Source organism: Streptomyces sp. NPDC087215 (genome assembly GCF_044744885.1).
GTDB lineage: Bacteria > Actinomycetota > Actinomycetes > Streptomycetales > Streptomycetaceae > Streptomyces.
The window spans coordinates 152570-163680 of the sequence record NZ_JBIUZD010000010.1 but is presented as its reverse complement, the minus strand read 5'-3'; the positions used below and the strand labels follow the sequence as shown (position 1 = coordinate 163680).

Below are 11111 nucleotides of genomic sequence, written 5' to 3'. Positions count from 1 at the left end.
CCGGCCCCGGCGGAGGCCCGGTCCTCAGGAGGCGGCGGTCCCGTACGACAGGCCCAGGTCCAGTTCGTACGAGGTCCCCGCGCGCCCGCCCAGCGTCACGCTGCCGACCGCGCCGAACCCGGCCCGGCCGAGCACGGCCCTCGACCCGTCGTTGTCGAGGGTCGTGACGGCGGTCAGCCTGCTCAGCCCGTACGCCTCCCGGGCCAGCCTGCACACCTCCCGCACCCCGGCCGTCGCCACGCCCCGCCCGGTCGCCCGCCGGGCCACCCGGTAACCCAGCTCGGCGCCCCCGTCGGCGACGTCGAAGAGGTTGAACCGCCCGAGGACCTCCCCGTCCTCCCCCACGAGCACATGGAAGTGGACCGTCCCGGTCTCCTGCTCGTCGAGCAGCGCCCGGTGCCGCTCCTCGAAGGCGGTGAAGTACGCGTCCCCCCGGTCGGACACGGACGCGGCGAAGTAGGCCCGGTTCTCGCGCTCGAAGGCGAGCAGGGCGGGTGCGTGATCGGAGCGCAGTCGCTCAAGTACGGCCATGGCCGTCACGGTACGAAGATCCGCCGCCCGGTGCGTACGACTTTTCGGCCGGAGGCGTCCGGTCCGGCACGGCGAGGGCCCCGCCCGCGCGCCGTCCGGGTGTGCGGGCCGCGCCCCGGAAGGCGCCGGCCGTGCCCCGGGCGACCCGACCCGCGCCCCGCCCGCCCGTGCCGGACGTCCGCGCGCCGAGGCGCACCCGGTGCCCTCACCGGGTGCGCCTCGCGCGGACGGAGCCCTCGGGGCCGCCGTCAGGCGTCGTAGTCCTGGTCGAAACGGTCCTGGGCCTCCTGCTGGGCCCGCTGCGTCTCGCTCTTGCCCCGGTCGCCCGCCTGGGAGGCGCGCTCGGACGCCTCGTCCTTCGCCTTGCCCGCCGCCTGCCTGGCCTGCTCCTTGAGCTGTTCCGCCTTGTCCTTGAACTGGTCCTGGATGCCCATGAGAGGTCACTCCTAGAAGGGTGTGAGGGGGACGGGGCGGTGTGCCCCGTGGGCCTCGACCAGCCTCGCACGGGCGAACATTCCACGCATTTCGATCAGTTACGGACGGCTACCGGTGGGGGAGGCCCCGGTCCTGGCCTTCTCGTCGGCCGCGCCGCCCGCCCCCACGAGCCCCTTGGGCACCGAGCCGAGCCGGGGCCCGAAGCGCTTCATCTCGCGCTGTCCGACGGTCGCGATCATCCCCGGCAGATACCCCCGGAGCGCCTGCATCCCGCGCAGCCACCCCTGCGCGTACACATGGGCCGAGCGCCGCTCGATGCCCGCCACGATCCGGTCGACGGCCGGGCCGAGGGGGTACGTGCGGTTCGCCGGCCACGGCAGCCGCTGCCGCAGCTCCCGCATCACGTCGTCCTCGTCGGCGCCCCGGACCATGTCCGTGTCGGTCCAGGAGAGATAGCCGACGCCGACCCGCACCCCCTTGTACGCGACCTCGGCGCGCAGGCTGTGCGCGAACGCCTCGACGCCCGACTTGGAGGCGCAGTACGCCGTCATCATCGGCGCCGGGGTGAGCGCGGCGAGCGAGGCGATCTGGAGGAAGTACCCCCGGGACTCCACGAGGACGGGCAGGAACGCCCGGCCGGTCACGGCGCCGCCGATCAGATTGACCTCGATGACCCGCCGCCAGGCCGCCGGGTCGGAGTCGGCGAACGGGCCGCCCGCCGCGACCCCGGCGTTGGCGACGACGATGTCCACCTTCCCGAACCGTTCCTTCACCTCGGCCGCGACCCGGGCCATCGCCTCGTGGTCGGTGACGTCGGCGTGCCACCAGTCGGCCTCGGTGTGCAGCCGTCCGGCGACCTCCTTCAGCTGCTCCGGTTCCAGGCCGACGAGCGCGATCCGCGCCCCGCGCGCGGACAGCTTGCGGGCGAGGAGCTCCCCGACCCCGCGGGCTCCTCCGGTGACGACCGCGACCTGTCCTTCCAGGCTCACCCGGCTCATGCCTTCTCCTCCGTCTCCAGGTACGTGCTGGTCAGTTCACGGATGCGGGCGGTGACGGCCTCCGGGGCCTCCACCGGTGTCATATGTCCCATACCCGGAAGTTCGAGCAGTCCCACGCACTGCGGCAGCATCGCGGCCATGGCCCGGGAGTGCGGGGGCGGGGTGAGCCGGTCGGCGGTGCCGACGAGGACCGCGACCGGCAGGTCCAGGGCCCGCAGGCCCGCCTCCAGGTCGAGCCCGGCGAGGACCCGGGACCAGCCGACACGGGCCCCGCGCGGGCAGGCGTGCACGATCCGGGCGCAGGCGTCGACCCGGTCGGGGGCGGAACCCGGCCCCATCGTCGCGTACTTGAGGACCTTCTTCGAGACGGCGTTCACCGGGCCGAACGGCGCCCTGGCACCGAGGACGCCCCGGGTGAGCCGGGTGCGCCGGGCGCTGGGGCGGCCGGGGACCACGGTGGCCTCGGCGGTCAGCCGCGACGGGCCGGTGGAGCAGAGCAGCAGGGCCGCCGCGTGGGCCCTGAGACCGGGCCGGTCGGCCGCCGCCATGAGGGTCATGCCGCCCATGGAGTGTCCGGCGACGACGGCCTTCTCGCCGGGGGCGAGGGTCGCGGCGAGGACCGCTTCGAGGTCGTCGGCGAGCGCCCGGACGGCGTAGCCGGAGGGTCCGGCGGGGGCCGGGGAGCGGCCGTGACCGCGCTGGTCGTAGGCGATGACGCGGTGGTCGGCGGCGAGGGACCTGATCTGCGCGGCCCAGAAGGCGATCGAGCAGGTCCAGCCGTGGGCGAGGACGACGGCGGGCGCGTTCTCGGGGCCGTAGGTCTCGACGTGGACGGGGGAGCCGTCGGCGGAGACGACGGTGAGCTCCCTGGACGGGGGCAGTGGGATCGGGCGCCTGCTCACCGGGCGTTCTCCTTCGTACGGGGGGTGTCGCCGTCCTCCGGGACGCTGCCCTTCGGGGCGCTGTTCTTCGGGGCGCTGTTCTTCGTGCCGCCGACATCGGGGGCGGGGGCCGTCGGCCGGGGCGCGCGGATCACCTCGTACTCGGAGAGGTCGACCTGTCGGGTCTCGCGCCGGAACTCGCCGGTCGTGCCGGGCCACAGGGTGGTGTTGCGCCCGTTGGCGTCGAGGTACCAGCTCTCGCAGCCGCCCGCCCAGACGGTGCGTTCCATCCGCTTCTGGACCTTGCGGTTCCAGGCGCCGACGGCGGAGGGCCGGGCGGCGAGGGCGGCCCGCCCGCCGAGGACGTCCAGCTGACGGAGGTAGTCCGCCAGGTAGTTCAGCTGGGACTCGATCATCAGGATCATCGAGGAGTTGCCGAGGCCCGTGTTGGGACCGATGACGGTCAGGAAGTTGGGGAATCCGGCGGCGGTGGCGCCGCGCAGCGCCTCCATGCCGTTCTTCCAGGACTCGGCGAGGCTCCGTCCGTCCGCGCCGACGACCCGCTCGGCGATCGGCAGGTCGGTGACGTGGAAGCCGGTCCCGAAGATGATCACGTCGGCCTCGGTCTCGCTGCCGTCGGCGCCGACGAGGGTCGAGCCGCGGACTTCGCGGAGCCCGGCGGCGACGACGTCCACATTGGGCTGCGCGACGGCCGGGTAGTAGGTGCTGGAGAGCAGGATGCGCTTGCAGCCGATGCGGTACGAGGGGGTCAGCTTGGCCCGCAGGACGGGGTCCTCGATCGCCTTGGCGAGGTTGGCCCTGGCGAGCTTCTCGACGAGCCCCAGTCCCCCGGGATGCTTGGTGAAGGCGCCGACCTGGAGCTCCCTGATGCCCCAGAGGAGGCCGCGGCGCGCGGTGCCGGTGGCGGGCACGGCCCGGTGCAGCCAGCGCTCGGGGCGGCTGATGGCCCGGTCCATGCGGCGCATCACCCAGGGGGGCGTGCGCTGGAAGAGGGTGAGCCGTCCGGCCTTCGGCTGGATCGCGGGCACGATCTGGATGGCGGAGGCGCCGGTGCCGATCATGGCGACGCGCTTGCCGGTGAGGTCGTGGTCGTGGTCCCAGCGGGCCGAGTGGAAGACCTTGCCGGGGAAGCCCGCGAGCCCCGGGATGTCGGGGATCTTGGGGTCGGAGAGCGGCCCGGTGGCGGAGACGACGACATCGGCGCTGAAGCCGCCGCGGCTGGTCTCGATCTCCCAGCGGAGCGCCTCGGTGTCCCAGGTCATCCGCAGGACCTCGTGGCCGAGGCGCAGATGGGGGCGGATGCCGAAGGTGTCGGTGACGTGTTCGAGGTAGGCGCGGATGTGGCGCTGGCCCGAGAAGGTGCGGGGCCAGTCGGGGTTGGGCGCGAAGGAGAAGGAGTAGAGGTGGGAGGGAACGTCGCAGGCACAGCCGGGGTAGCTGTTGTCCCGCCAGGTGCCGCCCACGGAGTCGGCCCGTTCCAGGACCACGAAGTCGGTGACGCCCTCCCGGCGCAGCCGGACGGCGGCCCCGAGGCCGCCGAATCCCGATCCGATCACCGCCACCCGTACGTGCTCGTGCTTCGCCATGCCGCCTCCCGCGCCCGGCTGATCGCGCCAGCAATCACTGGCACAGTCGGGACTGTAGAGCAGCGGCCTACCGAGCGGTAGGGGTACGACGAGGGAAAGTTACCGGCGGTACAACATAGGCTGGCGGGCGTGACGGACGGATGGGACGAAGGACCGGGCAGGACGCCGGGCACCCGCGCGGCGACGGGCGGAGACCCCGGCGGGCCGCCGGGAAGCGCCACGGCGACCGGCGGGGGCGTGCGCGAGTACCGCATGGAGGAGCTCGCCGCCGCCGCCGGGATCACCGTGCGCACCCTGCGCTTCTACCGGGAGCGCGGTCTGATCCCGCCGCCCCGCCGGGAGGGCCGGATCGCCTGGTACGACGAGCAGCACCTGGCCCGGCTCCGCACCATCGCCGCCCTCCTGGAGCGCGGCCACACCCTCAACGGCATCGCCGACCTCACCACCGCCTTCGAGAGCGGCCGCAACGTCCGCGAGGTCCTCGCCCTCGGCGCCCCCAGCGAGGAGGAGCCGGTCCGCCTCACCCCCGAGGAGCTGGCGGACCACTTCGCGGGCGAGGTCACCCCGGACAACCTCGCCGCAGCCCTGGACCTCGGCTACCTCGTGACCGACGGCGAGGAACTGGTCCACATCAGCCGCAGGCTGCTCGACGTCTCCGCCGCCCTCGTCCGCGAGGGCGTCCCGCTCGCCGAGGTCCTCAAGGCGGGCTCCCGGGTCCGCGAGCACGCCGACGCGCTCGCGGACCTCTTCGCCGACCTGCTGCGCGCCCATGCCGCCGGGGACGACCCGTGGCGGCTGCGCCCCCTGGCGAAGAGCGTGGTGGAGGCGGAACTGTCGATGGCCCTCGACCGCCGCCTGGGCCCCGGGAAGCCCCCGGCCTGAGAGGGGCGCGGGCCGGACCGGCGGGCGGGGCGCCGAAGGACAGCGGGCGACGGGGACCGGCGGGCGACGAAGAGCACGAGGCACCCCACCACCTCCCCTACCTCCCCGGCCCCTCCGGCCTCAGAGCTCGTAGACGACGGTGACGGGGGCGTGGTCGCTCCACCGCTCGGCGTGGGTCTCGGCCCGCTCGACGTACGCCTTGACCGCCTTGGCGGCGAGGCCGGGGGTGGTCATCTGGTAGTCGATCCGCCAGCCGGTGTCGTTGTCGAAGGCCCGGCCCCGGTAGGACCACCAGGAGTAGGGGCCCTCCTGGTCGGGGTGGAGGGCGCGCACGACGTCGACGTAGCCGCCGTCCTCCGCGTCGAGGAGCCGGTCGAGCCAGGAGCGCTCCTCGGGCAGGAAGCCCGCGTTCTTCTTGTTGGACTTCCAGTTCTTGAGGTCGGCCTCGCGGTGGGCGATGTTCCAGTCGCCGCAGACGACGACCTCGCGGCCGTCGGCGGCGGCCCGCTCCCGCAGCCCCTTGAGGTAGGGCAGGAACTCCTCCATGAACCGGTACTTCTCGTCCTGGCGCTCGGTGCCGACCTCCCCGGACGGCAGGTAGAGGCTGGCGACGGTCACGCCGGGCAGATCGGCCTCGACGTACCGGCCGCTGTCGTCGAACTCCGCCGACCCGAAGCCGACGCGCACCCGGTCCGGCTCGCGGCGGGTGTAGAGGGAGACGCCCGCGCGGCCCTTGGCGGCGGCGGGCGCGTGGACGGTGAACCAGCCCTCGGGCGCCCGCAGCTCCGGGGGCAGCTGCGCCTCCTCGGCGCGCACCTCCTGGAGACAGACGGCATCGGCGGTGGTCCCGCCCAGCCACTCGACGAAACCCTTCTTGGCGGCGGCGCGGAGCCCGTTGACATTCGCTGAGGTGACAGTGACCATCCCGGGAGGATACCGATTCCCCCCGTTCGCATAGATGTACGATGCATCGCATGAACATCCAGCTCGTGCCCTACGACCACCCCGACGCCGTCGCACTCGACGCCGAGGTCCAGGCGGAGTACGCCGCCCGCTACGACGACGAGGGCGACGCCACACCGCTGGACGCCGGGATGTTCGTCCCGCCCCGGGGTCTCTATCTGCTCGTCTACGACCCCGAGGGCCAGCCGGTCGCCACCGGCGGCTGGCGCACCCAGGACAAGAACGACGCGGGCTACGAGAACGGCGACGCCGAACTGAAGCGCATGTACGTCGTCCCCGCCGCCCGGGGCCTCGGTCTGGCCCGCCGCGTCCTCGCCGCCCTGGAGTCCGACGCCCGCGCGGCGGGCCGCACCCGCATGGTCCTGGAGACGGGCATCGCCCAGCCGGAGGCGATGGCCCTCTACCTCTCCAGCGGCTACGAGCCCTGCGCCAAGTTCGGCCACTACCGCGACCACCCCAGCAGCCGCTGCTACGCAAAGCCCCTGACCTGACCTGACCTGACCCGGCCCGGCCCGGCCCGGCCCGGCCCTCAACCCAGGATCTCCCGCCAGACGTCGAGCAGCTCGACCTCGCCCTTGTAGATGCGTCCGCCCCCGCGCGCCTGGTGCACGTCCTCGTACCGCCGGACGAGTTCACCGGCCGTCCGTTCGGTCACCACGGGCAGCTCCTGCTGGATCATTCCGTCCCAGTCGTGCCGTGTCCCGGCCTCCACATGCAGGTCCGCGAGCGGCAGCAGCCTCCGGCACGCCTCCCAGCAGATCAGGTCCGGGGCGTACTCGATCAGGTGTCCGGGGCCCTTCTTCTGGTGCCCGGGAAGCCTGCGCAGCGCACCCCGCGCGCTGTCGTACGCCTCGACGGCCCGCACCACTCCGAGCGGGCTCATCCGCTCACGGAACACCGCCCGGTAGAGCGGGGAGTCCAGCCGGGCCCAGAGCCGCTCAAGACCCTCGTCGGTCGCGGCCAGGTGTACGGCGTCCGGCCCTGGGGCCGGAGAGAGGCAAGCGAGCCCCCGGGTGACCTCAGGCATCGAGAAACGGCGGCTGTGCGGCCCGGCGGAGACTCCTCGCCGGGGGTCGAAGAACCCCTCCTTCTCCCAGTCCCCGGCCATGAGCCACTGGATGTCCGGGCACCGGATCAGCCCGTCCTGCGCGGTGGGCGGATTGGTGGACAGGTGACCCGTGTCGTGGAGTCGGCGAAAGACCTCACGGTGCGGCCCGCAGCGGATCTCCAGGCGTACGGTCGAGAGCGCCAGATGCTCGGGACCGAAGGCGGCGAGCGCGTCCGCGAGGAGACAGAGCCGCTGGAATCCGTCGAGGCACTCGATCCCGAAGAGCCGGACCGGCGGGGTGAAACCGCGCGAGGCGGCGAGATCCGGGACGTCCACGCCGTCCGCTCCGAGGACGATCGGATGGACCCACCCGAATTCGGCGGGCCGCTCCCGCAAGGTCCGCGCCAGTTCCCGGTTGGCCGGGGTGTCCCCGAGGAATCCGCGCCGCGCGCCCAGCCTCCGCACGGCGTCGGGCCCCGCCGCGAGCCCCGCCAGCTCGACCGCGGACACATGCACGTCCCACCCGTGGGGACTCGGCGAGACATGGCGAGGACGCAGAACAAGGGTCTCCCCCACGGGAAGGGACCACGGAACGCCAGGGGGTACGGAAGTCATACCCGGCTAACTCGCCGAACCCTCAGAAGGTCGCGCCCGAAATCCACCACCCCCGGCGGACATCGAACCGCCCCCGGAACGACGAAAATCCCGTCCGATCTTTCGATCGTACGGGATTCCCGTTTGTCTGTGGACCTGTGGGGATTTGAACCCCAGACCCCCTCGATGCGAACGAGGTGCGCTACCAGACTGCGCCACAGGCCCTTGCGACGTGTGAAACATTAGCACCCCGACCGGCCCAGACAGAAATCAGTGCCTTCGCAGGTCAGCCGGGGGCTCACTCGTTGGCCGCGCGGGGCCTCTCGTCGTCGTCCGCGTACTGGTCGAAGAGCGGGGTGCGGCCGTGGTCGTGGCCCCGGGGGGCGCGGCGGCGGGGGGCCGGGGGCGCGGCGGGGGCCGGGTCGGCGACCGTGGAGGAGCGGGCGGCGCTCCAGGTCTCGGGGTCCGTGATGTCGATGCCGCCGGAGGCGCGGGGCGCGACCGGGGCGGTGACGTAGGTGGGCAGCGGGACGGGGACGGGGTCCCAGCTGTCGCCGCGGGCCGGTCGGCGTTCGCGCTGCTGGTCGACCCACTCCGCGTGGTCGGTCTGCTCGACGAGGGCCCGCCGGTCCGCCTCCTGCGGGGAGGGCCCGGCGGAGGGTTCGGGGGTCGGTTCGGGGGTGGGCGCCGGGCGCCTGCTCTCCCGCAGCCGGGCCGCGGCGGCCTCGGCGCGCCGCCGGTCCATGACGTACACGAAGCGGCGGCGTTCCTGGACGCGCAGATGCACGATGTACGCGCTGAGGAGCAGCGCGGGCACGGCGGGCGCCCACAGGAAGGCGACGCCGCCGACGGCGGCGACGACCGCGCCGAGGGTGAAGGCGGCGAAGAGGAGCGTGGTGGTGCGGCGCCGGCGGGCGAGGACCTCGCCCCGGCGGGCGCGCTCGGCGGCGCCCGGGGCGGGGCGGCCGGGGGCGGGCTGCGGTGCCGGTACGGGTTCGGGCTCCGGGAGTTCCAGGCGCGCTTCCGTTCTGGCCGCGGGCGCGGAGAAGGCCCGGACGTCGGCCGAGCCGAGGGGCTCGGTCGCCGCGTCCGGGTCGACGTCGGGCGTCGGACCTTCCACCGTACGGTCCCGCTGCTTGAGCTCCTTGGCGTAACGGCGCTCCATGCCCGCCCGTCCGGAAAGCAGCCGGATGGCGGTACTGAAGCGTTCGGTGGGACGGGCTTCGTTCAGCTCGTCCTGCCTGCGGAGCCACATCGGCACCAAGTAGGCGGCCCAGGCCCCGACGATGACTGCGTAGATGAGGCCGCTGCTGCTCACGCCTCACACGGTAGAGGGGTTCACGGGGGGGCATCGGCCAATTGGGCCGGTGTGTCGCACGATCTCGCTGATATCACTGAAGTTTTTTGTGATTTTTCAGATCGATTGCCCGTCAACTACCGATTGAATTCGAACACTTATTTTATTCTTGCGCGGTGCCAGCGCCGGAGCAGTCCGTCCGGCACCTCTTCCGCCGTGAGCGCGAAGACCAGATGGTCCCGCCAGGCCCCGTCGATGTGCAGATAGCGGGGCCGCAGCCCCTCCTCGCGGAAGCCCAGCTTCTCCACCACCCGGCGCGAAGGCCCGTTCTCCGGGCGGATGCACACCTCCATCCGGTGCAGACCGACCGTGCGGAAGCAGTGGTCGACCGCGAGGGCGACCGCCGTCGGCATCACCCCGCGCCCGGCGACCTCACCGTCCACCCAGTAGCCCACGTGGCCCGAGCACATCGAGCCCCAGGTGATCCCGGCGACCGTCAACTGGCCGACGAGCCGTCCCCGGTACTCGATGACGAACGGCAGCATCCGGCCCGCGTTCGCCTCCGACCGCAGATGGCGCACCATCTGGCGGTACGTGGGCCGCTCGGCGGCCGGTGCGTCCGGCGGGGGCGGCGGGACCGTCGCCTCCCAGGGCCGCAGCCAGTCGCGGTTGCGCCGGTTCACCTCGCGCCAGGCCGTGTGGTCGCGCAGCCTGATCGGACGGAGCAGAACCTCCCCGTCGACGAGGACGACCGGCCAGGACGGGATCACGACGGTCCCGGGTGGTCGCCGCCCCGGATCTGGTCGACGGCGTGCCGCAGCAGCGGCTCCAGGACGGCGAGCCCGTCCCGCACCCCGCCGGGCGAACCCGGCAGGTTCACGACCAGGGTGCCGCCCGCGACCCCCGCCAGCCCCCGGGAGAGCGCCGCCGTGGGCACCTTCTCCCGGCCGTACGCGCGGATCGCCTCGGGAATGCCCGGGATCTCCCGGTCCAGGACCCGGCGGGTCGCCTCGGGCGTCCCGTCGGTGGGCGAGATGCCCGTACCGCCGGTGGTGACGATCACGTCGTACCCGGCGGCGACACCCGCCCGCAGCGCCGCCTCGACCGGTGCCCCGTCCGGGACGACCTCGGGGCCGTCCACGGCGAAACCGGCCCGGGTCAGGCCCTCGGCGACCAGCGGGCCGCCCCGGTCCTCGTAGACCCCGGCCGCCGCCCGGTTGGAGGCGGTGACGACCAGCGCGGCGTACGGGGCGGTCAGGGCCCCGCCGGTCCCGGCACCGAGAGCCGCGGGCACGGGCTCCGCCTCTTCCGTGCCCGCGCCCCGTTCGTGTGCGTGGTCGTGCGTGCCCGACACCCGGCCCGCCCGGGTCACGACTCGCCCCGCGTCCAGTGGCCCGACTTGCCGCCGGTCTTCTCCTCCACCCGTACGTCGGAGATGACCGCGCCCTTGTCGACCGCCTTCACCATGTCGACGACCGTGAGCGCCGCCACCGACACCGCCGTCAGGGCCTCCATCTCGACCCCGGTGCGGTCCGTGGTCCGCACCGTCGCCAGGATCTCCACGGCCTCGTCGGTGACCGCCAGGTCCAGCGTCACGCCCGACAGCGCCAGCGGATGACAGAGCGGAATCAGCTCCGGGGTCTTCTTGGCACCCATGATCCCGGCGATCCGGGCCGTCGCCAGCGCGTCGCCCTTCGGAACGCCCTCGCCGCGCAGCAGCCCGACCACGCGCGGCGAGACGAGGACCCGCCCGCTGGCACGCGCGGTGCGGGACGTGACGTCCTTCGCCGATACGTCGACCATGCGGGCCGCGCCCGCCTCGTCGATGTGGGTGAGACCTTGCTGCGTGCTCATGCCCGTGACACTCCCGGTCGC

General features: G+C 73.4%; 13 protein-coding genes and 1 tRNA gene. 2 read left to right on the top strand and 12 right to left on the bottom strand.

Features of this window, described 5'->3' with window-relative positions; all coding sequences use genetic code 11:
* Nucleotides 1–24: 24 nt before the first annotated feature.
* The 5 genes from ACIO92_RS24320 to ACIO92_RS24300 form a co-directional block, all read right to left on the bottom strand.
* Entirely contained in the window at nucleotides 25–531 is a 507-nt protein-coding gene (locus ACIO92_RS24320; protein WP_366443235.1) for a GNAT family N-acetyltransferase, read from the bottom strand.
* A 248-nt stretch (nucleotides 532–779) separates the two neighbouring features.
* Complete coding sequence (locus tag ACIO92_RS24315; RefSeq protein WP_366443234.1) at nucleotides 780–965, bottom strand: hypothetical protein; 186 nt, start codon at nucleotides 963–965, stop codon at nucleotides 780–782.
* A 99-nt stretch (nucleotides 966–1064) separates the two neighbouring features.
* Entirely contained in the window at nucleotides 1065–1964 is a 900-nt protein-coding gene (locus ACIO92_RS24310; protein ID WP_402059152.1) for an SDR family oxidoreductase, read from the bottom strand.
* Nucleotides 1961–2866, bottom strand: coding sequence for an alpha/beta hydrolase (locus ACIO92_RS24305; RefSeq protein ID WP_366443232.1), 906 nt, complete (start codon nucleotides 2864–2866; stop codon nucleotides 1961–1963). The genes ACIO92_RS24310 and ACIO92_RS24305 overlap by 4 nt, the downstream gene beginning before the upstream one ends.
* Nucleotides 2863–4452, bottom strand: coding sequence for a flavin-containing monooxygenase (locus ACIO92_RS24300; RefSeq protein WP_401238629.1), 1590 nt, complete (start codon nucleotides 4450–4452; stop codon nucleotides 2863–2865). The genes ACIO92_RS24305 and ACIO92_RS24300 overlap by 4 nt, the downstream gene beginning before the upstream one ends.
* Before the next feature lie 252 nt (nucleotides 4453–4704).
* Here ACIO92_RS24300 and ACIO92_RS24295 point away from each other — a divergent pair, with 252 nt between their 5' ends.
* Nucleotides 4705–5334: a MerR family transcriptional regulator gene (locus ACIO92_RS24295; RefSeq protein ID WP_366443290.1), complete on the top strand. Its 630-nt coding sequence runs from the start codon at nucleotides 4705–4707 to the stop codon at nucleotides 5332–5334.
* Between the two features lie 120 nt (nucleotides 5335–5454).
* Here the strand turns inward: ACIO92_RS24295 and ACIO92_RS24290 are convergent, their stop codons facing one another.
* The gene (locus ACIO92_RS24290) at nucleotides 5455–6258 is read right to left on the bottom strand and encodes an exodeoxyribonuclease III (RefSeq protein WP_366443230.1); all 804 of its coding nucleotides are present in this window, start codon (nucleotides 6256–6258) and stop codon (nucleotides 5455–5457) included.
* Between the two features lie 50 nt (nucleotides 6259–6308).
* On the opposite strand from ACIO92_RS24290, the gene ACIO92_RS24285 reads away from it, so the two are divergent.
* The gene (locus ACIO92_RS24285) at nucleotides 6309–6788 is read left to right on the top strand and encodes a GNAT family N-acetyltransferase (protein WP_366443229.1); all 480 of its coding nucleotides are present in this window, start codon (nucleotides 6309–6311) and stop codon (nucleotides 6786–6788) included.
* A 38-nt stretch (nucleotides 6789–6826) separates the two neighbouring features.
* On the opposite strand, the gene ACIO92_RS24280 is transcribed toward ACIO92_RS24285, so the two are convergent.
* The 6 genes from ACIO92_RS24280 to moaC form a co-directional block, all read right to left on the bottom strand.
* A complete protein-coding gene (locus ACIO92_RS24280; RefSeq protein ID WP_366443228.1) occupies nucleotides 6827–7855 on the bottom strand; it encodes a hypothetical protein in 1029 nt (342 codons plus the stop codon).
* Nucleotides 7856–8090: 235 nt separating this feature from the next.
* Nucleotides 8091–8164, bottom strand: a tRNA-Ala gene (locus ACIO92_RS24275).
* A gap of 73 nt (nucleotides 8165–8237) precedes the next feature.
* Nucleotides 8238–9257: a gephyrin-like molybdotransferase receptor GlpR gene (gene glpR, locus ACIO92_RS24270; RefSeq protein WP_366443227.1), complete on the bottom strand. Its 1020-nt coding sequence runs from the start codon at nucleotides 9255–9257 to the stop codon at nucleotides 8238–8240.
* A gap of 137 nt (nucleotides 9258–9394) precedes the next feature.
* Nucleotides 9395–10006 carry a GNAT family protein gene (locus tag ACIO92_RS24265; RefSeq protein WP_366443226.1) on the bottom strand — a complete coding sequence of 204 codons (612 nt, stop codon included), beginning with the start codon at nucleotides 10004–10006 and terminating at the stop codon, nucleotides 9395–9397.
* Nucleotides 10003–10530: a MogA/MoaB family molybdenum cofactor biosynthesis protein gene (locus ACIO92_RS24260; protein ID WP_366443225.1), complete on the bottom strand. Its 528-nt coding sequence runs from the start codon at nucleotides 10528–10530 to the stop codon at nucleotides 10003–10005. The genes ACIO92_RS24265 and ACIO92_RS24260 overlap by 4 nt, the downstream gene beginning before the upstream one ends.
* Before the next feature lie 74 nt (nucleotides 10531–10604).
* The gene (moaC, locus tag ACIO92_RS24255; RefSeq protein ID WP_351786680.1) at nucleotides 10605–11090 is read right to left on the bottom strand and encodes a cyclic pyranopterin monophosphate synthase MoaC; all 486 of its coding nucleotides are present in this window, start codon (nucleotides 11088–11090) and stop codon (nucleotides 10605–10607) included.
* Nucleotides 11091–11111: the final 21 nt, after the last annotated feature.

Excerpts from the sequence above, each read along its gene's own strand:
- ACIO92_RS24320 (WP_366443235.1), bottom strand. The coding sequence starts at position 531 with ATGGCCGTACTTGAGCGACTGCGCTCCGATCACGCACCCGCCCTGCTC.
- ACIO92_RS24315 (WP_366443234.1), bottom strand. The coding sequence starts at position 965 with ATGGGCATCCAGGACCAGTTCAAGGACAAGGCGGAACAGCTCAAGGAG.
- ACIO92_RS24310 (WP_402059152.1), bottom strand. The coding sequence starts at position 1,964 with ATGAGCCGGGTGAGCCTGGAAGGACAGGTCGCGGTCGTCACCGGAGGA.
- ACIO92_RS24300 (WP_401238629.1), bottom strand. The coding sequence starts at position 4,452 with ATGGCGAAGCACGAGCACGTACGGGTGGCGGTGATCGGATCGGGATTC.
- ACIO92_RS24295 (WP_366443290.1), top strand. The coding sequence starts at position 4,705 with ATGGAGGAGCTCGCCGCCGCCGCCGGGATCACCGTGCGCACCCTGCGC.
- ACIO92_RS24290 (WP_366443230.1), bottom strand. The coding sequence starts at position 6,258 with ATGGTCACTGTCACCTCAGCGAATGTCAACGGGCTCCGCGCCGCCGCC.
- ACIO92_RS24285 (WP_366443229.1), top strand. The coding sequence starts at position 6,309 with ATGAACATCCAGCTCGTGCCCTACGACCACCCCGACGCCGTCGCACTC.
- moaC (WP_351786680.1), bottom strand. The coding sequence starts at position 11,090 with ATGAGCACGCAGCAAGGTCTCACCCACATCGACGAGGCGGGCGCGGCC.